This window comes from Streptococcus oralis ATCC 49296, assembly GCF_000185265.1.
GTDB lineage: Bacteria > Bacillota > Bacilli > Lactobacillales > Streptococcaceae > Streptococcus > Streptococcus oralis_BC.
Map to the genome: position 1 here is coordinate 1,374,687 of NZ_GL622183.1, position 23,013 is coordinate 1,397,699.

A 23,013-nucleotide genomic window follows, 5' to 3' on the forward strand; every position below is an offset into this window, starting at 1 on the left:
AAGCTCCGATAGTTAATCAGTAGAATATTATTTGTGAATGAATTTGGTTAGCAATAACTACGATGTTTGAGTTCCTCATTTATTTTGATAATATAGAAAATTAATATGAGCAGAATGAGATGATATTCATACTCATATTGCTGAATAGAATCATAAATAGGTACTCCATGCAAATACTTATTTCTGATTCCCCAGCTATTGTCATATGATTTGTTATTTAGAACAAAATTCAAATAATTAATTTCTTGAATTGAAAATAAGGTATCCGAAAATATTAACCATCCATTATCAAGCATCCTATCAGCACTGAGTTTTTCAGATTCAGATAAAGATATACTATTAACAGAGCCATATAAGAATATTTTTTCTAAAAGACTTATTTGGGACATATCTTTAAAAGATATAACACCTGTATCATTTTGGCAAATTCCAGCTTCTATTAGTAGTTTTATGTAATCTATTTGATATTCATGAAAATTTGCATAACTCAAGCATTGTTGTGAAATTAATTCCTTAAAGTTGCTTCCTTTGTATTCCTCATTAATAAAATGAATAGGACTTTGGTCAGAGAATAATAAATTAACAATCTGTTGAATATTATTATCTAAATTATTCATTGAGAAGTATTTTCTTTTAGTAAAACTCTGCAAAGATTCAATTGAAGGAGTAGAAGTAATATTATACAAATTTACATCAATAAGCCCTTCTTCACTCAATAATTTGTATTGTTTTCTTAATGATTCTTCGATTCTAAAAAGTGTTGCTGTTTTATTTCCCGTTGTTTCTGAAATTGAAGGCACATCAAAATGTATCCAATCAATACCGTACTGATTAGTCAGGAAAATATCGAAAAACCAAGTAATGAAATCTTCAATTCTTAGACTGAATTTCTGTAGTATTTTTGATAAAGCAATCAGTTTCATCACGTATAGTTGATGCTTGACTGAGAAGTAAAAACCAAATTTATAGTGATTTCTAGTCGAAATGCCTAACGTTCTTTCAAGTACTCCCATCTCTAATTGAGGAAAGCTTGCTAATGCAAAAGTACCAACACTTGTGCTCAGTTCAAAGTCTTTACAAAAATAGTCTAATATATTTTGAAAATTATGTTTTTCAAAAAGTTTAGCACTATCTATAAAAGTTGATAATGTATATTCATATTGTTTTGGCCTAGCTCCACCTGTTGCGACTGCAATAGGATTATACAAACCTTTTTCAATTCCCTCAATATGAAGCTCCCTACTCTTTTTAATTGCGTAATAGTACGCTTCCTTCTTTGTATATACTCTAATATCAACTTGAATTCCAAAATCCTTATCATTAAAACTAGAATTAAATTCTTGAATTTTTTTGTCAATCAACAGTTTTTGTTTATCTGTAAGTTGAAAGTATCTATTCTTATCGAAACCTTTTATAGGGTTTCTTAAAATTTTTAAATAATTTATATTCACATCGGGGTCACAAATATATTTTTCAATTAAATCATTCCACTCTAAATTTGTGATATTACTTGGGATAACATTTTTACATGAATTTGAATCTACAAAATTATCGAGTAATATTTCAAGATGAGAGGGTGAACTCAGAAAAAATTGCTTAATGAAAGTAGGATACTTTTTTAGAAAATAGGTATTTTTTAAGAGATGACATAAATGTAGATTGGATTCTATAAAATATTGCACAAACTCTACTTCACTAATTTTTTGACCATAGTTAAATAATGTAAATATCTCAAAAAAGTCTTCACGATAGTTATATTCGCTTTGTAGAAGTTTTATGTTATTTAAAATCTCATCTTTCGGAGCAGAACCAAAATAATTATTTTGTAGTTGAATCATCGAAGGAAGAGATTTCTTTATTTCTTCAATATAGCTTAGCGACCAGTCAATTGAAAAAACCTCATTTTCTATGAATTTGATAATATTATAAAATTCAAGGGCTTCCAAAAAAGAATTTAGGCTATAAGAATTCGATAAATAAGCATCTAAAATTTCTTGAATTCTTGGAAAATAGAAACCGATAGATAAGTCATTTACATCATAAAATTTTACTCTAGAAATCATATATATTTTTTACATTTGAAAAATAAAATTACGTGCTATAAAAATACTTTGTACTTTTTATTATAAAAATCCCTCCAAAAATGTTGGTCAAAAAAAATTTTAACTAACTTTTCGGGGGGATTTAGGGGGGAATCAAACGAAGATACACTCTTTTTAGACTATTTTGTTCCTGCTAAACTGCTGTAGAATCGCTATTTTGAAGGTAAATCAAGCCTCTCCATTATTCCCACTCCACAGTTGCTGGTGGTTTACTTGTAATATCGTAGACGATGCGGTTAACGTGGTCTACTTCGTTAACGATACGTACAGAAATCTTTTGAAGGACATCCCAAGGAATTTTGGCAAAGTCAGCTGTCATACCATCGATAGAAGTGATTGCACGAATGGCGATTGTGTAATCATAAGTACGACCATCACCCATAACACCTACTGAACGAACGCCTGTGTTGACAGTGAAATATTGCCAGATATCGCGGTCAAGACCAGCTTTAGCGATTTCTTCACGTAGGATAGCATCAGACTCACGAACAGTTTCTAGTTTTTCTTCAGTGATTTCACCCATGACACGGATAGCGAGTCCTGGTCCTGGGAATGGTTGACGCCATACGATGTGGTCTGGCATACCAAGCTCTGTACCGAGGGCACGAACTTCGTCTTTATAAAGAGTGTTCAATGGTTCAATCAATTCAAACTGCATGTCTTCTGGAAGACCACCCACGTTGTGGTGTGATTTGATGGTTTGAGCAGTATCTGTACCAGACTCAATCACGTCAGTGTAAAGCGTTCCTTGAGCAAGGAATTTCACATCTTTTAGCTTACTTGCTTCGTCATCAAAGACATAAACAAACTCATTACCGATGATTTTACGTTTTTGTTCAGGGTCAGAAACGCCAGCAAGTTTGTCAAGGAAGCGTTTTGCAGCGTCTGCTTTAACGATATTCAAACCAAACTTACCACCAAGCATGTCCATAACTTGGTCAGCCTCTCCCTTACGGAGAAGACCGTGGTCTACAAAGATACAGATTAATTGATCACCGATTGCTTTTTGAAGAAGAACTCCAACAACAGAAGAGTCAACACCACCTGATAGACCGAGAAGAACACGCTTGTCACCTACAGTTTCACGGATTTTCTTGATCTGCATGTCGATGAAGTTGTCCATTGACCAGTCACCCTTAGCTTTACAGATGTTAAGGGCAAAGTTGCGAAGGATATCATTTCCATAGACAGAATGGCGAACCTCTGGATGGAATTGGATACCGTAGATATGTTTGTCTGGATTTTCAATAGCTGCATAAGGACAGTCAGCGGACGTTCCTGTACGGACAAAGTCAGCTGGAATCTCTGTAACAGCATCACCATGGCTCATCAAAACAATCTGTTCTTCTGGTGTACCTTCAAAGAGGGCAGAAGGAGTGTGAGTAAGTGGGGATTGACCATACTCGCGGTTTCCAGCATCGCCTGCTGGGACAACCTTACCTCCAAGTTTGTGGGTAAGAAGTTGCATACCATAGCAGATTCCCAAAATTGGAATACCAAGTTCAAAAATTTCTGGGTCAATATCAAATGAACCCTCTTCATAAACAGAATTTGGTCCACCTGAGAGAATGATTCCTACAGGGTTAATCGCACGAACCTCTGTAGCTGAAATCTTATGGCTTTTTAGCTCTGAAAAAACACCAATTTCACGAATACGGCGTGAAATCAGCTGGTTGTATTGGCTACCATAGTCCAGTACGATGATTTTTTCGACATCTTGCAAATCAGTTGAAATCTTGCTCATCTTTTTCCTTTCTCAAAAGAAATATCTTTTTCAATATTTTATCACAAATGAGGGCGAATTACCAACTAAACAAGGCAAAGTTTGACTTTTTCTTAGCAAATACGGTACAATAGAGAAAACAAAGAAAAGAAGTGAAAAGCATGTTACCAGCTTATATGAAAATCCACGATCAGATAAAAAAAGATATCGACGAGCATCGTTGGATGATAGGAGAAAGACTGCCAAGTGAACGAGATTTAGCTGAACAGTTTCAAGTTAGCCGGATGACATTACGCCAAGCTATCTCCCTCTTGGTTGAGGAGGGAGTTTTGGAGCGTCGTGTAGGAAGTGGGACTTTTGTCTCTAGCACTCGTGTCCAAGAAAAAATGCGGGGTACAACCAGTTTTACGGAGATTGTCAAATCTCAGGGGAAAGTCCCTTCCAGCCAACTCATTTCTTACAGAAGAACCATTCCAAATGAGCAAGAGGTCGCTAAGCTAGGGATTACTCCGACAGAGAATATTATCCGTATGGAACGGGTGCGTTACGCTGACCAAGTTCCGCTAGTCTATGAAGTCGCATCCATTCCTGAGAAATTTATCAAGGATTTCAAAAAAGAAGAGATCACCAGTCATTTCTTTCAAACCTTGCAGCAACATGGTTACCGGATTGGCAAATCCCAACAGACCATTTATGCGAGATTGGCTAAGGAAAAGATTGCTCACTATCTAGAAGTCGAAAAGGGGCATGCCATTTTAGCCTTGACTCAGGTCTCTTATCTTGAAGATGGGACGGCTTTTGAGTATGTAAAGAGTCAATACGTGGGCGAACGCTTTGAATTTTATCTTGAAAATAACTAGTCTAGAAAGGCTAGTTTTTTGTTTTAGAAAAGATTAGAATTGTCAAAACAATCTGTCTAGGCTTGATTTTATCTATTATTTACTATAAAATGAGAAGGAAAAACGTCAAACTTTTATATTGCAAATAGGAGAAAAAATGACAAAAACATTAAAACGTCCTGAGGTTTTATCACCTGCAGGAACTTTAGAGAAGCTGAAAGTAGCTGTCCAATATGGTGCGGACGCAGTCTTTATCGGTGGGCAAGCCTATGGTCTTCGTAGCCGTGCAGGAAACTTCACCTTTGAACAGATGGAAGAAGGCGTGCAGTTTGCTGCTAAGTACGGTGCCAAGGTCTATGTGGCTGCTAACATGGTTATGCACGAAGGAAACGAAGCTGGTGCTGGAGAATGGTTCCGTAAGTTGCGTGACATTGGGATTGCCGCAGTTATCGTGTCAGATCCAGCCTTGATTATGATTGCAGCAACAGAAGCACCAGGTCTTGAAATCCACCTTTCAACCCAAGCCAGTGCGACGAACTATGAAACTTTAGAGTTCTGGAAAGAACTTGGTCTAACTCGCGTGGTTTTGGCCCGTGAAGTTTCAATGGAAGAATTGGCAGAGATTCGCAAACGCACTGATGTAGAAATTGAGGCCTTTGTCCATGGAGCCATGTGTATTTCTTACTCAGGTCGCTGTACGCTCTCAAACCACATGAGTATGCGTGATGCCAACCGTGGAGGTTGTTCTCAGTCTTGTCGTTGGAAATACGATCTTTACGACATGCCCTTTGGTCAAGAACGTAAGAGTCTGAAAGGTGAAATTCCAGAAGAATTTTCAATGTCAGCCGTTGACATGTCTATGATTGACCATATTCCAGATATGATTGAAAACGGTGTAGACAGTCTCAAGATTGAAGGCCGCATGAAATCTATCCACTATGTTTCAACTGTGACCAACTGTTACAAGGCGGCTGTAGATGCTTATCTCGAAAGTCCTGAGAAATTTGAAGCCATCAAACAAGACTTGGTAGACGAGATGTGGAAGGTTGCTCAACGTGAATTGGCAACAGGTTTCTACTATGGTACACCTACAGAAAACGAACAGTTATTTGGCGCTCGTCGTAAAATTCCTGAATATAAGTTTGTCGCTGAAGTGGTTGCGTATGATGATGCGACTCAAACGGCAACCATTCGTCAACGCAATGTCATCAACGAAGGTGATCAAGTGGAGTTTTATGGACCAGGTTTCCGTCATTTTGAGACTTATATCGAAGACCTTCATGATGCCAAGGGCAATAAAATCGACCGAGCCCCAAATCCAATGGAACTCTTGACCATTAAGGTTCCACAACCTGTTCAAGCCGGGGATATGGTCCGCGCTCTCAAGGAAGGTCTCATCAATCTCTATAAGGAAGATGGAACCAGCGTCACAGTTCGTGCCTAGAAAAGGAAAAGTGAATGAATCAAGCACAAGGTTTGTTAGTTGATGATGAAGGCAGATGCGTTCATTATCATGGCGAAAAGGACATCGTTTCTCTTCAGTGCTATGAGTGTAAAAAATATTATGCTTGTTATCAGTGCCACAATGCTATAGAAACGCATGTGTTTTCGCCCTATCCCTTAGCGCTTTCTGAGGATCGACCGATTTTATGTGGGGTTTGTAAGAGGACAATGACTTTCCAAGATTACCAAAAACAGATGGCTTGTCCTTACTGCAGTGCACCATTTAATCCAGGTTGTAAACAACACTATTCCTACTATTTTAAATAAAATGAATCGATCCAAGTTCTTAACTTGGATTTTTCAGTTTGTTTCAGAAAATATAGTAAAATCAAGAAAAACACGCAAACTAAAATGTAAAAACTTTCTATAGAATAGGGTAAAAATAGCAAAAATAGAAATAAATCAGCTGAAACGCTTCCAACGTAAGTAAAAAGTTGACAAATCAAAATTTTAGGACTAAACTAAGTAAGTAAATTTTAAATAAAAGGAGAATTCATCATGAATTTAACATTTTTCGGTCTTTGTCTTGCCTGTATGGGTGTATCTCTTGCAGAAGGTATGTTGATGAACGGTTTGTTCAAATCAGCAGCTCGCCAACCAGACATCATCCCACAATTACGTAGCTTAATGATCATGGGGATTGCCTTTATTGAAGGAACGTTCTTGGTTACCCTCGTCTTTTCATTCGTCATCAAATAGACAAATGGAACGAGAAGAAAAGGGAGGATTCTAGATGGAAGAAAGTATCAATCCAACCATCAATATTGGTCCTGTTACCTTTGATTTAACCATGTTAGCCATGACCTTGTTGATTGTGGGAGTTGTTTTTGGCTTTATCTATTGGGCAAGTCGCAATATGACTTTGAAACCCAAAGGAAAGCAAAATGTACTTGAGTATTTCTATGACTTCGTTATTGGATTTACAGAACCTAACATTGGTAAAAGCTACATGAAAGACTACTCGCTCTTTTTCCTTTGTCTATTTCTATTTATGGTACTGGCAAATAACCTCGGTTTGATGGCGAAACTTCAAACTACAGATGGGACAAACCTTTGGACATCGCCAACTGCAAATCTCCAGTTTGACTTGGCCTTATCATTTGGAATTATCCTGATGACCCATATTGAAGGGATTCGTCGCCGTGGGATTAAAAAATATCTAAAAGCCTATATCACACCTGGCTTTATGACTCCCATGAATATCTTAGAAGAGTTTACCAACTTTTTATCACTTGCCTTGCGGGTGTTCGGAAATATCTTTGCTGGAGAAGTGATGGCTAGTTTGCTAATCACTCTATCTCATCAAGCTCTATATTGGTATCCAGTTGCTTTTGGTGCTAACTTGGCTTGGACAGCCTTTTCTGTCTTTATTTCCTGCATCCAAGCCTATGTGTTTACCATGTTGTCTTCTATGTACTTAGGAAATAAGATAAATGATGGAGAAGAGTAGAAAGGAGTAACAGATGCACGTAACAGTAGGTGAATTAATTGGTAACTTTATTTTAATCGCTGGCTCTTTTATCCTTTTGATTGTCTTAGTTAAGAAATATGCGTGGTCAAACCTGACAAGTGTCTTCGAAGAAAGGGCAAATAAAATTGCTGCTGATATTGATGGAGCTGAACAGGCTCGTCAAAAAGCAGAAACTCTTGCCCAAAAACGTGAAGATGAATTGGCTGGTAGTCGCAACGAAGCCAAAACAATCATTGAAAATGCTAAAGAGACTGCAGAGAAGAGTAAAGCAGATATTCTGGCAGATGCTAAAGTAGAAGCAGGTCGCTTAAAAGAGAAGGCGAATCAAGAAATTGCTCAGAATAAAGCTGAGGCTTTGCAAAGTGTTAAGGGAGAGGTGGCAGATTTGACGATTAGTCTCGCTGGTAAAATCATCTCAAAAAACCTTGACAGTCATGCTCATAAGGAACTCATTGATCAGTATATCGATCAGCTAGGAGAAGCCTAATGGACAAGAAAACAGCAAAGGTAATTGAAAAATACAGCATGCCTTTTGTCCAATTAGTGATTGAAAAAGGAGAAGAGGACCGGATTTTTTCAGACTTGGATCAAATCAAGCAAGTCGCAGAAGAAACGGGCTTACCTTCTTTTTTAGCTCAGGTGGCAGTTGATGAGTCTGATAAGGAAAAAACAGTTGGTTTTTTTCAAGACTCTGTCTCACCTTTAATGCAAAATTTTATTCAGGTTCTGATTTACAATCACAGAGCAAATCTTTTTTATGATATCATTGTTGATTGTTTGAATCGTCTTGAAAGAGAAACCAATCAGTTTATAGTCACGATTTCTTCAGCTCATCCTTTAACAGATGAACAGAAGGAACGTTTGCTTCCCTTGATAGAGAAAAAAATGTCTCTGAAAGTACGGAGTATCAAAGAACAAATTGATGAAGGACTCATTGGTGGTTTTGTCATTTTTGCTAATCACAAGACAATTGATGTGAGTATAAAACAACAACTTCGAGTTGTTAAAGAAAATTTGAAATAGAAAGTGGTGTTCTTTTGGCAATTAACGCACAAGAAATCAGCGCTTTAATTAAGCAACAAATTGAAAATTTCAAACCCAATTTTGATGTGTCTGAAACAGGTGTTGTAACCTATATCGGGGACGGAATTGCGCGTGCTCACGGTCTTGAAAATGCCATGAGTGGAGAGCTGTTGATCTTTGAAAACGGCTCTTATGGGATGGCGCAAAACTTGGAGTCAACTGATGTCGGTATTATCATCCTTGGAGACTTTACAGATATTCGTGAAGGTGATACCATTCGCCGTACAGGTAAAATCATGGAAGTACCTGTGGGGGACAGCCTAATCGGACGTGTTGTCGACCCACTTGGTCGTCCAGTTGATGGTCTTGGTGATATCCATACTGACAAGACTCGTCCAGTGGAAGCGCCAGCTCCTGGCGTTATGCAACGTAAGTCTGTATCAGAACCATTGCAAACAGGTTTGAAAGCTATTGACGCCCTTGTTCCGATTGGTCGTGGTCAACGTGAGTTGATTATTGGTGACCGTCAGACAGGGAAAACAACTATTGCGATTGATACGATCTTGAACCAAAAAGGTCAAGATATGATCTGTATCTACGTAGCAATTGGACAAAAAGAATCAACAGTCCGTACACAAGTAGAAACACTTCGTCAGTACGGTGCCTTGGACTACACAATCGTTGTGACAGCCTCTGCTTCACAACCATCTCCATTGCTCTTCCTAGCTCCTTATGCTGGAGTTGCTATGGCAGAAGAGTTTATGTACCAAGGCAAGCATGTTTTGATTGTTTATGATGATCTTTCAAAACAAGCGGTCGCTTATCGTGAGCTTTCCCTCTTGCTTCGTCGTCCACCAGGTCGTGAAGCCTTCCCAGGGGATGTTTTCTACCTCCACAGCCGTTTGCTTGAGCGCTCAGCTAAAGTTTCTGATGAACTTGGTGGTGGATCTATTACAGCTCTACCATTTATCGAGACACAAGCGGGAGATATCTCTGCCTATATCGCAACCAACGTGATCTCTATCACTGACGGACAAATCTTCCTTGGTGATGGTCTCTTCAATGCGGGTATTCGTCCAGCCATTGATGCGGGTTCATCTGTATCCCGTGTAGGTGGTTCGGCACAGATTAAAGCCATGAAGAAAGTTGCTGGTACACTTCGTATCGACCTTGCTTCATACCGTGAGTTGGAAGCCTTCACTAAGTTTGGTTCTGACTTGGATGCAGCAACACAGGCTAAGTTAAATCGTGGACGTCGTACTGTGGAAGTATTGAAACAACCTGTCCATAAACCACTACCTGTTGAGAAACAAGTAACCATTCTCTATGCTTTGACACATGGTTTCTTGGATACGATTCCTGTAGGTGACATTGTTCGTTTTGAGGAAGAGTTCCATACTTTCTTTGATGCTCATTATCCAGAGATTTTGGAAACCATTCGTGAAACAAAAGACTTGCCAGAAGAAGCAGTCTTGGATGCTGCGATTACAGAGTTTCTCAATCAATCCAGCTTCCAATAAGAATAGAGGTGTCAGATGGCAGTATCTCTAAATGATATTAAAACAAAAATCGCCTCAACCAAAAATACGAGTCAAATCACTAATGCCATGCAAATGGTATCGGCTGCCAAGTTAGGTCGCTCTGAAGAAGCAGCGCGCAACTTCCAAGTTTACGCTCAGAAAGTTCGTAAGCTTTTGACGGATATTCTACATGGTAACGGATCTGGTGGTTCAACCAATCCAATGCTCATCAGTCGCCCAGTTAAGAAAACAGGCTATATCGTTATTACTTCAGACCGTGGCTTGGTTGGAGGTTATAATGCTTCCATCCTTAAAGCTGTGATGGAGTTAAAAGAAGAATACCATCCAGATGGTAAAGATTTTGAGATAATCTGTATCGGTGGTATGGGAGCTGATTTCTTTAAGGCTCGTGGTATTCAGCCAATCTATGAACTACGTGGCTTGGCGGATCAACCTAGTTTTGATGAAGTTCGTAAAATTATTTCAAAAACGATTGAGATGTACCAAAACGAACTTTTTGATGAATTGTACGTCTGCTACAACCATCATGTCAATACTCTCACAAGTCAAATGCGTGTGGAACAAATGCTTCCGATTGTTGACTTGGATCCAAATGAAGCGGATGAAGAGTATAGCTTGACCTTTGAGTTGGAAACGAGCCGTGATGAGATTCTAGAGCAGTTGTTGCCACAGTATGCCGAAAGTATGATTTACGGGGCTATTATCGATGCCAAGACAGCTGAAAATGCTGCAGGTATGACCGCCATGCAAACGGCGACTGATAATGCCAAGAAGGTCATCAATGATTTGACAATCCAGTATAACCGTGCTAGACAGGCGGCGATTACACAAGAAATTACAGAAATCGTAGCGGGGGCTAGTGCCTTAGAATAGGATTTAGTCCAGCTCGTATGAAAATGAACTTATACTCAATGAAAATCAAAGAGCAAACTAGGAAGCTAGCCGCAGGCTGTACTTGAGTACGGTAAGGTGATGCTGACGTGGTTTGAATTTGATTTTCGAAGAGTATTAGGACCTAGTTGAACTAGGAACCGACAGTATCTTATATAGAATAGGAGAAGGAGATGAGTTCAGGTAAAATTGCTCAGGTTATCGGACCCGTTGTAGACGTTTTGTTTGCAGCAGGGGAAACACTTCCTGAGATTAATAATGCACTTGTCGTCTACAAAAATGACGAAAGAAAAACAAAAATCGTCCTTGAAGTAGCCTTGGAGTTGGGTGATGGTATGGTTCGTACGATCGCCATGGAATCAACAGATGGTTTGACTCGTGGAATGGAAGTTTTGGACACAGGTCGTCCAATCTCAGTTCCAGTAGGTAAAGAAACTTTGGGACGTGTCTTCAATGTTTTGGGAGATACCATTGACTTGGATGCTCCTTTCGCTGAAGACGCTGAGCGTCAGCCAATTCATAAGAAAGCTCCAACTTTTGATGAATTGTCTACCTCATCTGAAATCTTGGAAACAGGGATCAAGGTTATCGACCTTCTTGCCCCTTACTTAAAAGGTGGTAAAGTTGGACTCTTTGGTGGTGCCGGAGTTGGTAAAACCGTCTTGATCCAAGAATTGATTCACAACATTGCCCAAGAACACGGTGGTATTTCAGTATTTACCGGTGTTGGAGAACGTACTCGTGAAGGGAATGACCTTTACTGGGAAATGAAAGAATCAGGTGTTATCGAGAAAACAGCCATGGTATTTGGTCAGATGAATGAGCCACCAGGAGCACGTATGCGTGTTGCCCTTACTGGTTTGACAATCGCCGAATACTTCCGTGATGTAGAAGGCCAAGATGTGCTTCTTTTCATTGACAATATCTTCCGTTTCACTCAAGCTGGTTCAGAAGTATCTGCCCTTTTGGGTCGGATGCCTTCAGCCGTTGGTTACCAACCAACACTTGCTACGGAAATGGGTCAATTGCAAGAACGTATCACATCAACTAAGAAGGGTTCTGTAACCTCTATCCAGGCTATCTACGTGCCTGCGGATGACTACACTGACCCTGCGCCAGCAACAGCCTTCGCTCACTTGGATTCAACTACAAACTTGGAACGTAAGTTGGTACAGTTGGGTATTTACCCAGCCGTTGACCCTCTAGCTTCAAGCTCTCGTGCCTTGGCACCTGAGATTGTTGGTGAGGAGCACTATGCAGTTGCTGCTGAGGTTAAACGTGTCCTTCAACGTTACCATGAATTGCAAGATATCATTGCTATCCTTGGTATGGATGAACTTTCTGATGAAGAAAAGACCTTGGTTGCACGTGCACGTCGTATCCAGTTCTTCTTGTCTCAAAACTTTAACGTTGCAGAACAATTTACTGGTCAACCTGGTTCTTATGTGCCAGTAGCGGAAACAGTTCGTGGCTTTAAGGAAATCCTTGAAGGAAAACATGACCAGCTACCAGAAGATGCCTTCCGTGGTGTCGGTTCAATCGAAGACGTCATTGCTAAGGCAGAGAAAATGGGATTTTAAGAGGTGATCTATGGCTCATTTAACTGTCCAGATCGTGACACCAGATGGCCTCGTCTATGATCACCATGCCAGCTTTGTATCGGTACGAACTCTGGATGGTGAGATGGGGATCTTGCCACGACATGAAAATATGATTGCTGTTTTAGCGGTTGATGAAGTGAAGGTAAAACGTATCGATGATGATACTCATGTGAACTGGATTGCAGTGAACGGAGGAATTATCGAGATTGCTAATGATATCATTACCATTGTAGCAGACTCAGCAGAGCGTGCTCGTGATATTGATATCAGTCGTGCAGAACGCGCGAAACTTCGCGCTGAACGAGAAATCGAAGAAGCCCATGATAAACACTTGATTGACCAAGAACGTCGTGCAAAAATCGCATTGCAACGTGCTATCAACCGTATCAATGTCGGAAATAGACTATAAAAAAATGAACTTGAAACTCAAGTTCATTTTTTTAATGTGGGAAGTTGATGCAGACTGCTTCAGGGACATGGAAGTCGTTAGAAAGCTCTGCAAGACGGCCACTTTTAGGATTGCGCTTAAAGACGGTTGCGTTATCAGAATCTTGATGAACAGCAATGAGAAACTCTTGATCAGGAGTTAGGTCGAAATCACGTGGATTTTTACCATGGCTTGGTACAATCTCTAATAATTCCAAGCTACCATCAGCGAGGATTGTATAGACTGCAATGGAATCATGACCTCGGTTGGATGCATAGAGGTATTTGCCATCTTTTGAAAGACGAATGGCAGCAGTAGCATTAAAGCCTTCGTATCCATCTGGTAAGGTTGAAATAACTTGCATGCGTTCAAATTCACCAACCCCATCATAAATCAAGACCTCTATAGTGCTATTAAGTTCGCAGATGAGATAGGCAATCTTATAGTGGTGGTGGAAAACGATGTGGCGTGCACCTGCTCCAGCTTGGCTGTGATAAGTGTAGAGTTTACTTAGTTTTCCTTCAGGACTAACATCGTAGGTCGTTACTTCATCCGTACCTAGATCACAGGTGACGAGATACTGGTCAGGTGTTAGATCTGTAAAGTGGACATGAGGAGAAGTTTGATTTTCATGAGGACCTTGTCCACTATGCTGAACTAGATCCGTTTGGATGAGGCTACCATCCGTTTGACGTTTATAAACCAGAACTTGACCTTTATGATAGTTGGCCCCATAAACGAGACCACGCTTTTCATCCACTGCCACATAACAATGGGGAGCGCCTTCTTCAACCACATGATTTAGCAAAGCGCCATCTGTCTTGTAAGCAGCGATTCCACCTAAGCCATCCTGGCTCCCTACGGTGTATAAGTGTTGCTGTTGGTCAAAGGCAAGGTAGGTTGGACTTGGTTCAGCAGCAAAGAGTTCAAGATTTTCAAGCTGGCCTGTTTCTGTATCAAAATCTGCCTTGTAAATCCCTTTAGATAAGCGACGAGTGTAAGTTCCAAAATAAACAGTTTCTTTCATGTCCATACCTCTTAATAATGATAAGTTCATTATACCACAAAATGGCAGTCATGAAGCACTAGATTCATTCATGTAAGCACTTTAAAAAAGAGTTATTTTAGTCTAAAAATGGTATAATGAGAGAACGACAGAAAGGATGTATTTATGGAACATAAAGAGAAACATTTTAGCCTATCTTGGTTTTTTAAGTGGTTTTTAGATAATAAAGCCATCACTGTATTTTTAGTAACCTTGTTACTGGGGCTAAATATTTTTATTCTAAGTAAGATTAGTTTTATCTTTTTACCAGTTTTGGATTTTCTAGGAGTTGTCATGTTGCCAGTTATTTTATCTGGTTTACTTTATTACCTCCTCAATCCGATTGTGGACTGGATGGAGAAGCACAAGATCAATCGTGTCCTTGCCATTAGTATTGTTTTTGTTGTTATTGGACTCTTTATCATTTGGGGATTGGCAGTCGCAATTCCTAATCTGCAACGTCAAGTCTTAAATTTTGCGAAGAATGTGCCGACATACCTGGAAGATGCTGATAAGGTGATTAATGACCTTGTAACCAAACGCTTGCCAGATGATTTTAGACCACAGCTGGAGCAGGTTCTTTCCAATGTTTCTAGTGAGGCGACCATGTGGGCCAGCAAAATCTCTTCTCAGGCTGTTAACTGGGTTAGCGCCTTTATCAGTAGCGTTTCCCAGGTCATTGTAGCGGTTATTATCGTACCCTTCATGCTCTTTTATCTTTTGAGAGATGGGAAAGGCTTGCGAGATTACCTGACTAAATTCATCCCAAACAAGTTAAAAGAACCTGTCGGACAAGTTTTGTCAGATGTTAATAAACAGTTGTCAAACTATGTTAGAGGACAGGTTACAGTTGCTATTATCGTGGCAATTATGTTTATTATCTTCTTTAAGATTATTGGTCTCAGATATGCTGTGACTCTTGGTATTACGGCTGGTATCCTCAATCTAGTACCTTACTTGGGTAGTTTTCTAGCGATGTTGCCTGCTCTGGTTTTGGGCTTAATAGCGGGCCCTGTCATGCTTTTGAAAGTAATTATTGTCTTTATTGTTGAACAAACGATTGAAGGTCGCTTCGTTTCTCCGCTTATTTTAGGTAGTCAGCTAAACATCCACCCAATCAATGTCCTCTTTGTTCTCCTAACTTCAGGTTCTATGTTTGGTATTTGGGGAGTCTTGCTGGGAATCCCAGTCTATGCCTCTGCCAAGGTCGTTATCTCAGCTATCTTTAACTGGTATAAGAAAGTCAGCGGTTTGTATGAAGAAGAAGGGGAGGAAATCAAGAGTGAACAATAGTCAACGCATGCTTCAGGCTTTGGATGAACAGGATTTAACCAAAGCGGATCAGTATTTTCACAAAGCCCTCGAAACAGATTCAAGTGAGGTTCTTTACGAACTAGCAAGCTATCTAGAGGGAATTGGCTTTTATCCTCAAGCAAAAGAAATTTACCAAAATATCGTTACAGAATTTCCAGAAGTGAATCTGAACTTAGCCAGCATTGCTAGCGAGGATGGCAATGTTGAGGAAGCCTTTGCTTACCTTGAGGAAATCACACCCGAAAGTGACTGGTACGTATCGGCCTTGGCCTTGAAGGCAGACCTCTATCAGTTGGAAGGATTGACAGATGTAGCGCGTGAAAAGTTACTGGAAGCCCTAAACTACTCAGACGATGCCTTATTAGTTTTTGGTTTGGCTGAGTTGGATAGCGAGTTAGGGAATTATCAGGAAGCCATTCAGGGCTATGCTCAATTAGACAATCGCTCCATCTATGAGCAAACGGGTGTCTCAACCTATCAACGAATTGGTTACGCTTATGCCCAGTTAGGTAAGTTTGAAGCCGCAACTGAATTCTTAGAGAAAGCTTTAGAACTAGAATACGATGACCAAACTGCCTTTGAACTGGCTAGCCTTTACTTTGACCAAGAAGAGTATCAAAAATCTGTTCTTTACTTTAAGCAAATTGATACCATTTCACCTGATTTTGAAGGATATGAATATGGTTATAGTCAAGCCTTGCATAAGGAACATCAGGTGGAAGAGGCCCTTCGTATTGCTAAACAAGGCTTGGAGAAAAATCCGTTTGAAACACGGCTCTTACTGGCTGCTTCTCAATTTTCGTATGAATTGCATGATCCTAGTAGTGCAGAGCAGTTTCTCCTTACTGCCAAAGAAGATGCAGAGGATACAGAAGAAATTTTCCTTCGACTTGCAACCATTTATATGGAACAAGAGCGGTACGAAGATATCATCGCTCTCCAAAGTCAAGAACCTGAAAATCTCTTGACCAAGTGGATGATTGCCCGTTCTTACCAGGAAATCGAGGATTTAGATAAGGCTTATGAGCTCTATCAGGAACTATCGCTTGATCTCAAGGATAATCCTGAATTTCTGGAGCAGTATACTTATCTTTTGCGTGAATTGGGGTATTTTGAAGAAGCCAAAGTGCAAGCTGAAGCCTATTTAAAACTCGTTCTAGATGATGTTCAGATGCAAGAACTCTTAGAAACACTTTAAGGATTTCTGATTTTTGTAAAATCTTGTTAACAGAAACGAATGACTTTAAATGAATGATTTGAAAGACCTCATAGGTCTTTTTTTTTACTAATATAATATAAATGTTAGAATTTCTTATAGCTAATTTAGATGAAGTTTTGAACGATGAAAGCCTGCTACACCCTATAAAATAAGAGTTTAAAGGTATGATTTGAATATCGAACTACTATGAAATACTTGACAAATTTATATAAGAATATATAATAATAAATAGGGGAATCTATCCCCAAAAATAAAGGAGGCAAATGTTGTGAAAAAGATTAATAAAAAACTTTCTCATGCATTCATGGCGCTATTGTTAGTAGCTTCAGTATTTATCCCAGTACTAAGAACTAGCAATGTGGTTAAAGCTGCTGAACTACCATCTAGTAGCTATACGCTAACGACAGTACCGACAATTAACAATAATAAGTTAGTTGACGGTGCAGAGTATGGTGAAGGGAAATTTTACCTTCAAACCACTTACAAATTCGACAACTCAACAACGTTGAAGAATGGTGACTTTATGGTTTATAAAGTTCCAAATGAATTCAAAATTGAATCAGATTCAACTACTGAAATCTTTGGTAACGATGGAGTCACTAAGGTTGCTGAATTAACGACAAATAAGTCTGTAAATACAGCGACTGTAACGGTAAGTAACGAAGATTATTTTGCTAACTTACCTGAAGAGAAACAAATTTCAGCCTTATTTACTGTTGTATGGGCTGATAATGTTGAACTCAATAAATCGTATCCAATCGACATTCCTGGAGCAGGAGTATACAATTTGACTCGTATTGTTCCAGATGAGGATCCAACAGGATTTACTAAATGGGGAGTTCAAGATACGAACGATCCAAATTATATTAATTGGTATATTCGCGTAAACAAATATGCTAATCCTTATGAAGGTGTTTCGATTCAAGATACAATCCCTGAAGGGCAAGTATTAGCTAGTGAGATTACAGGTTACTACTTTACTGAATGGGGTAAGGATGAGCATCATCCTCTTTTGAATCCAAGTCACATTGTTGTTCAAGATTCTAATCACTTCACTATTACTCCAAATGGTAATGGTGATCTAACCAACCAAGGTTTGTATGTAGTTTATAAGACTCGTATCACCGCACCAGTTGATAATACAACAAAGAAAGCTTTCAATAACGTTAAAATTACGACTTCAACTGAAAACTTTGATGTAGAAGGTTTTGCGCCATTAACCACAACTGAAGGTATTAGTTCTGGTTCACGTTCTACAGAAGTTTCATTTGAGGTTTCTAAGCAGTTAAAAGGAAAAGACTTAGCTGCTGAAGAATTTAGCTTCCAACTACTTGATCCAAACGGATCAGTTGTTGAAACTGTTAAGAATGATAAAGATGGCAAAGTGAAATTTAAAGCCGTTAAATTCTCTACAGTGGGTACTTATAAGTATCAAATCAAAGAAGTTAATGATCAAAAACCAGGTTTTGCTTACGATGATAAGACCATTAACGCAGAAGTTACTGTGACAGATGTTTATGGTGAGAAGTTTGCAAGTGTTAAATATGACAATAAAGTTTTTGTAAATTCGTATTCTGTTAAATCTGCAACAACTTCAATTACTGCTAAAAAAGTCCTAAATGGTAAACCTCTTGAGGCAGATAAATATGAATTTGAATTGAAAGAAGGCGACAAACTTGTAGCTACAGCTAAGAATGCTGCAGACGGAACAGTTGCTTTCCCAGCGATTGAATACACTGCTGCAGGAACTCACACGTATACTATCACTGAAAAAGATGGTGGTGAAGCTGGTGTAACTTATGATAAAAATGCTTATACAGTAACAGTAAAAGTTGTAGACAATGGTCAAGGTCAACTTGTAGCAACAGTTACAGGTAATAATCCAACCATCACAAATACTTATGCTGCTGAGACTCCAGGTTCTTCAGATAACAAACCTAAACAACCAGAAGAAAATAAAGAACTACCAAATACTGGTACATCTGAAATAACTATGTTTCTTACTGTTGTAGGAGTAGTACTTGCATTTGGTTCTATTCTCTTATTCCGTTTCAAAAAAGTCAAATAATCTAGTTGAAAAATCTTGATGCCTTTGCTATGGCATCATCAAAGAGCCACTTGTATGGATAGTAGAAATGATACTATTCTTATAAAGTGGTTCTTTTTTTATATCTCTAGAGGTATGAAGTGAATGAGAGCAAATAGCGTTCTGTATCAATGAAATCTTTATAGATATTTGATAAAAAAATTTGATTATTGTTCTCTCAGAATTAGAAGTTAAACCTATATTCGAGTCTAAAATCCTTATAATTCTTCGAATTCTTTAAGATGATATTTCGCACGGATTTCTTAGATAAAAGTGTATAGTTCAAGAATTATAGAATTTTTTTTCAAAAACTCTTGCTAAATTGTTTATTTATGCTATAATAGGAACAATAATTTTTAGGAGGTGCAGTATGTCTTATATGTTTGAGATATTACCAAGTTTATTGAACGGTGCAAGTATGACTCTTCAAGTCTTTGCTCTGGTCTTGATCTTTTCAATTCCTTTAGGTATTGTCGTTGCCTTTGCTTTGCAAGTCCGTTGGAAACCCCTCCATTATCTGATTGACCTTTATATTTGGGTGATGCGAGGGACTCCCTTGCTCTTGCAATTAATCTTTATTTACTATGTTCTTCCTAGCATTGGGATACGTTTAGATCGTTTGCCTGCTGCTGTGATCGCTTTTGTATTGAACTATGCAGCCTACTTTGCTGAAATCTTTCGTGGTGGGATTGAAACCATTCCTAAAGGTCAATATGAGGCTGCTAAGGTCTTGAAGTTTAGTCCTTTTGACACAGTGCGCTATATCATTCTTCCTCAAGTTACAAAGATTGTCTTACCGAGCGTCTTTAATGAAATCATGAGTTTGGTCAAGGATACTTCATTGGTTTATGCCCTTGGGATTTCAGATTTGATTTTAGCTAGTCGGACAGCAGCCAATCGAGATGCCAGTCTTGTTCCTATGTTTTTAGCTGGAGCGATTTATTTGATTATGATTGGTATTGTAACCATTGTAGCGAAAAAACTTGAGAAGAAGTACAGTTATTACAGATAGGAGGATTGCTATGTTAGAATTACGAAACATTAACAAGGCCTTTGGTGGCAAACAAATCATAACCAATTTCAGCCTATCAATTCCTGAAAAGCAAATCCTTGCAATCGTAGGTCCATCAGGAGGCGGAAAGACAACCCTATTACGTATGCTAGCTGGACTGGAAACCATCGATTCGGGGGAAATCTACTATAACGGTGAATCGCTAGCTATAGACGAACTAGAAAAGCGTAATCTTCTGGGATTTGTTTTCCAAGATTTTCAACTCTTTCCGCATTTGTCAGTTCTAGATAACTTAACCTTGTCGCCCATAAAAACGATGGGTATGGAGAAGGAAGTTGCTGAGAAGAAGGCGCGTGGTTTGTTAGAGCAACTTGGGTTAGCAGGACATGCAGATGCCTTTCCGTTCTCACTTTCAGGTGGGCAAAAACAACGGGTGGCCTTAGCTCGCGCTATGATGATAAACCCAGAAATTATTGGATATGATGAGCCTACATCAGCCTTAGATCCAGAATTGCGATTAGAAGTAGAAAAACTTATCCTTCAAAATAAAGAGCGTGGGATGACCCAGATTGTTGTGACCCACGATCTTCAGTTTGCGGAAAACATTGCTGATCAGATCCTTAAGGTTGATCCAAAGTAGGACTAGGAGGTGCCTATGAAGAGAAAGAAAATTGCCCTTGTACTTGCTCTGTTCTTTAGCTTCTTCCTGACGGCTTGTACTCAGAAGGCAAGTGATCCAAATCAGGATAATTGGGCCAAATATCAAAAACAGGGAAGCATTACCATTGGTTTTGACAATACATTTGTTCCCATGGGATTTGAGGAAAAGAATGGCCAGTATGCGGGCTTTGATATTGACCTAGCCCAAGCTGTCTCTGAAAAGCTAGGAATTCAGATTAAATTTCAACCCATCGACTGGGATATGAAAGAAACCGAACTACAAAATGGTACCATTGATGCCATCTGGAATGGCTATACAGCTACAGATGAACGGAAAGAGAAGGTTGCTTTTACCATTCCATATATGGAAAATCAACAAGTTTTGGTCTCTAAAAAGTCTCAAAATATCCACTCAATTCAGGATATGACTGACAAAGTTTTAGGGGCCCAGGCTGGATCTTCTGGTTATTTGAATTTTGAAGGACAACCCGAACTACTCAAGAATCGAGTGAAAGACCAGAAGGCCAATCAATACCAAAGTTTCAATGAAGCCTTAATTGATTTGAAAAACGATCGGATTGATGCCTTGTTGATTGACCGGGTATATGCTAATTATTATCTCCAGTCTGAAGGAATATTAAATGACTACAATGTCTTTTCAGCTGGATTTGAAAGTGAAGCTTTTGCAGTGGGTGTTAGACCTGCTGATAAAACTTTGCTAGATTCTCTGAATCAAGCCTTTATCTCGCTATACCAAGAAGGAAAATTTCAGGAAATCAGCCAGAAATGGTTTGGGGAAGATGTAGCCACCAGTCAAGTTAAAAATCAAGAATAAGAAAAGAGATTGAGTTTTTTCTCAGTCTCTTTTTGCATCGAAAAATCCTCTGGAAAGTACCAGAGGATAAGAGCATATACTCAATGAAAATCAAATAGCAAACTAGGAAGCTAGCCGCAGGCTGCTCAAAACACTGTTTTGAGGTTTTAGATAAGACTGACAAAGTCAGGAACATATATCTACGGCAAGGAAACGCTGACGTGGTTTGAAGAGATTTTCGAAGAGTATTATTTCATTGTTGGGAAGAGCAATACATCACGGATAGTAGTTGTATCAGTGAGGAGCATGCAGAGACGGTCGATACCGATACCCAAACCACCTGTTGGTGGCATACCGTATTCAAGAGCTTCAATGTAGTCGTAATCGATACCAGTTGCTTCGTCGTCACCAAGTTCTTTAGCTTTTGCTTGGGCTTCGAAACGGCTAAGTTGGTCGATTGGGTCGTTCAACTCGGTAAAGGCATTACCGTATTCCTTGGTCATAATGAAGAGCTCAAAACGGTCAGTAAAGCGGTCGTCTTCAGGATTTTTCTTAGCGAGTGGAGACACAGCTACTGGATGACCATAGACAAAGGTTGGTTGAATCAAGGTTTCTTCAACGAACTCTTCAAAGAAGGCATTGATGATGTGACCAACTTCAGTGTAGTGTTTCTCAACTGGAACTTTCTTCTCAGCAGCGATAGCTTTAGCTTCCTCGAAAGTCATGTCTTGCCAGAAGTCTACACCAGTAATCCCTTTGATAGCATCCACCATGTGAACACGTTTAAATGGTTCGTTGATTTTGATTTCAGTTCCTTGATAGTTTACTGGACCATCCCCCTTAACTGCCTTAGCAGCGTGTTGGATAATACCTTCCGTCAAGTCCATGATATCTTGGAAGTCTGCATAAGCTTGGTAAACTTCGATAGAAGTGAATTCAGGGTTGTGAGTAGCGTCCATTCCTTCGTTACGGAAGATACGGCCAATTTCATAGACACGTTCCATACCCCCAACGATAAGACGTTTTAAGTGAAGCTCAGTAGCGATACGAAGCACCATGTCAATGTTCTGTGCATTGTGGTGAGTGATAAATGGACGAGCAGCAGCACCACCGGCTTCATTATGGAGAACAGGTGTTTCCACTTCAAGGAAACCTTTTTGGTCTAGATAACGACGGATTTCAGAGATGATTTTTGAACGAGTGACAAAGCGTTCAAAGCTTTCACGGTTAGAAATCAAGTCAAGGTAACGTTTACGATAAATTGTTTCAACGTCAGTCAAACCGTGGAATTTCTCTGGAAGTGGGCGAAGTGCTTTAGACAAGTGTGTAATGTGGGTTGCCTTAATAGAAAGTTCTCCCATATCTGTACGCATGACTTCACCTTCGACACCGAGGAAGTCACCGAGGTCAGCCTTTTTGAAGATTTCGTAATTTTCTTCACCAACTTCATCTTTACGAACGTAGATCTGGATTTGACCTTCGCGGTCTTGAAGATGGGCAAAGCCAACTTTCCCTTTACCACGTTTGGTTACTAAGCGTCCAGCGATAGTAGCAGTTTCATTTAATTCATGTAATTGTTCTTTATCAAGTTCTGCAAATTTGTCTTTTAGTTCTTGAGAGTTAGCAGTACGTTCAAAACGTTTTCCGAAGGGATCGATTCCTTGTTCACGGAGCGCAGCCATTTTTTCACGGCGAACGATCTGCTGGTCATTTAGTTCTTCCATATGTTCTGTAGACATGGG

Annotated in this window: 21 protein-coding genes; 17 read left to right on the forward strand and 4 right to left on the reverse strand. The window is 39.3% G+C overall.

The window, feature by feature from the left end; translation table 11 throughout:
- Positions 1–47 precede the first annotated feature (47 nt).
- Positions 48–2,063: a hypothetical protein gene (locus tag HMPREF8578_RS08865; protein WP_000625646.1), complete on the reverse strand. Its 2,016-nt coding sequence runs from the start codon at positions 2,061–2,063 to the stop codon at positions 48–50.
- Between the two features lie 220 nt (positions 2,064–2,283).
- Positions 2,284–3,846, reverse strand: a complete 1,563-nt coding sequence (gene guaA, locus HMPREF8578_RS08870; protein WP_000036615.1) for a glutamine-hydrolyzing GMP synthase — start codon at positions 3,844–3,846, stop codon at positions 2,284–2,286.
- Positions 3,847–3,986: 140 nt separating this feature from the next.
- Here guaA and HMPREF8578_RS08875 point away from each other — a divergent pair, with 140 nt between their 5' ends.
- The 11 genes from HMPREF8578_RS08875 (at position 3,987) to HMPREF8578_RS08920 (ending at position 13,103) form a co-directional block, all read left to right on the forward strand.
- Entirely contained in the window at positions 3,987–4,685 is a 699-nt protein-coding gene (locus tag HMPREF8578_RS08875) for a GntR family transcriptional regulator (protein WP_000936198.1), read from the forward strand.
- Between the two features lie 136 nt (positions 4,686–4,821).
- Entirely contained in the window at positions 4,822–6,108 is a 1,287-nt protein-coding gene (locus HMPREF8578_RS08880; RefSeq protein WP_000169101.1) for a peptidase U32 family protein, read from the forward strand.
- Between the two features lie 14 nt (positions 6,109–6,122).
- Positions 6,123–6,434: a CHY zinc finger protein gene (locus HMPREF8578_RS12460; RefSeq protein WP_001070653.1), complete on the forward strand. Its 312-nt coding sequence runs from the start codon at positions 6,123–6,125 to the stop codon at positions 6,432–6,434.
- A gap of 231 nt (positions 6,435–6,665) precedes the next feature.
- Positions 6,666–6,866: a F0F1 ATP synthase subunit C gene (locus tag HMPREF8578_RS08885; protein ID WP_001054556.1), complete on the forward strand. Its 201-nt coding sequence runs from the start codon at positions 6,666–6,668 to the stop codon at positions 6,864–6,866.
- Positions 6,867–6,900: 34 nt separating this feature from the next.
- On the forward strand, positions 6,901–7,617 hold the full coding sequence (atpB, locus tag HMPREF8578_RS08890; RefSeq protein WP_000392869.1) for a F0F1 ATP synthase subunit A: 717 nt from the start codon (positions 6,901–6,903) through the stop codon (positions 7,615–7,617).
- A 13-nt stretch (positions 7,618–7,630) separates the two neighbouring features.
- Positions 7,631–8,125, forward strand: a complete 495-nt coding sequence (gene atpF / locus HMPREF8578_RS08895) for a F0F1 ATP synthase subunit B (protein ID WP_000558543.1) — start codon at positions 7,631–7,633, stop codon at positions 8,123–8,125.
- Positions 8,125–8,661: a F0F1 ATP synthase subunit delta gene (locus HMPREF8578_RS08900; RefSeq protein WP_000358982.1), complete on the forward strand. Its 537-nt coding sequence runs from the start codon at positions 8,125–8,127 to the stop codon at positions 8,659–8,661. The genes atpF and HMPREF8578_RS08900 overlap by 1 nt, the downstream gene beginning before the upstream one ends.
- A gap of 14 nt (positions 8,662–8,675) precedes the next feature.
- The gene (gene atpA, locus HMPREF8578_RS08905; RefSeq protein WP_000996619.1) at positions 8,676–10,181 is read left to right on the forward strand and encodes a F0F1 ATP synthase subunit alpha; all 1,506 of its coding nucleotides are present in this window, start codon (positions 8,676–8,678) and stop codon (positions 10,179–10,181) included.
- Between the two features lie 15 nt (positions 10,182–10,196).
- Positions 10,197–11,075 (forward strand): F0F1 ATP synthase subunit gamma, encoded by an 879-nt coding sequence (locus HMPREF8578_RS08910; protein ID WP_000301228.1) that lies wholly within the window; start codon positions 10,197–10,199, stop codon positions 11,073–11,075.
- 191 nt (positions 11,076–11,266) lie between these two features.
- Positions 11,267–12,673 carry a F0F1 ATP synthase subunit beta gene (atpD, locus tag HMPREF8578_RS08915; RefSeq protein WP_000094372.1) on the forward strand — a complete coding sequence of 469 codons (1,407 nt, stop codon included), beginning with the start codon at positions 11,267–11,269 and terminating at the stop codon, positions 12,671–12,673.
- Between the two features lie 10 nt (positions 12,674–12,683).
- Positions 12,684–13,103 carry a F0F1 ATP synthase subunit epsilon gene (locus HMPREF8578_RS08920; protein WP_000940836.1) on the forward strand — a complete coding sequence of 140 codons (420 nt, stop codon included), beginning with the start codon at positions 12,684–12,686 and terminating at the stop codon, positions 13,101–13,103.
- 31 nt (positions 13,104–13,134) lie between these two features.
- On the opposite strand, the gene HMPREF8578_RS08925 is transcribed toward HMPREF8578_RS08920, so the two are convergent.
- A complete protein-coding gene (locus tag HMPREF8578_RS08925; protein WP_000665604.1) occupies positions 13,135–14,148 on the reverse strand; it encodes a lactonase family protein in 1,014 nt (337 codons plus the stop codon).
- Between the two features lie 144 nt (positions 14,149–14,292).
- Between HMPREF8578_RS08925 and HMPREF8578_RS08930 the strand changes: the two genes are divergently transcribed.
- From HMPREF8578_RS08930 to HMPREF8578_RS08955, 6 genes are all read left to right on the forward strand, one after another.
- Complete coding sequence (locus tag HMPREF8578_RS08930) at positions 14,293–15,459, forward strand: AI-2E family transporter (RefSeq protein WP_000400296.1); 1,167 nt, start codon at positions 14,293–14,295, stop codon at positions 15,457–15,459.
- Positions 15,449–16,678 carry a tetratricopeptide repeat protein gene (locus HMPREF8578_RS08935; protein WP_025168836.1) on the forward strand — a complete coding sequence of 410 codons (1,230 nt, stop codon included), beginning with the start codon at positions 15,449–15,451 and terminating at the stop codon, positions 16,676–16,678. The genes HMPREF8578_RS08930 and HMPREF8578_RS08935 overlap by 11 nt, the downstream gene beginning before the upstream one ends.
- A gap of 289 nt (positions 16,679–16,967) precedes the next feature.
- Positions 16,968–18,767 (forward strand): Spy0128 family protein, encoded by a 1,800-nt coding sequence (locus tag HMPREF8578_RS08940; RefSeq protein ID WP_000723551.1) that lies wholly within the window; start codon positions 16,968–16,970, stop codon positions 18,765–18,767.
- A 388-nt stretch (positions 18,768–19,155) separates the two neighbouring features.
- The gene (locus HMPREF8578_RS08945) at positions 19,156–19,797 is read left to right on the forward strand and encodes an amino acid ABC transporter permease (RefSeq protein WP_000121155.1); all 642 of its coding nucleotides are present in this window, start codon (positions 19,156–19,158) and stop codon (positions 19,795–19,797) included.
- A 10-nt stretch (positions 19,798–19,807) separates the two neighbouring features.
- Entirely contained in the window at positions 19,808–20,437 is a 630-nt protein-coding gene (locus HMPREF8578_RS08950) for an amino acid ABC transporter ATP-binding protein (RefSeq protein WP_000891738.1), read from the forward strand.
- A 15-nt stretch (positions 20,438–20,452) separates the two neighbouring features.
- Complete coding sequence (locus HMPREF8578_RS08955) at positions 20,453–21,292, forward strand: amino acid ABC transporter substrate-binding protein (RefSeq protein WP_000823415.1); 840 nt, start codon at positions 20,453–20,455, stop codon at positions 21,290–21,292.
- Between the two features lie 227 nt (positions 21,293–21,519).
- On the opposite strand, the gene lysS is transcribed toward HMPREF8578_RS08955, so the two are convergent.
- A complete protein-coding gene (lysS, locus tag HMPREF8578_RS08960; RefSeq protein ID WP_000102440.1) occupies positions 21,520–23,010 on the reverse strand; it encodes a lysine--tRNA ligase in 1,491 nt (496 codons plus the stop codon).
- Positions 23,011–23,013: the final 3 nt, after the last annotated feature.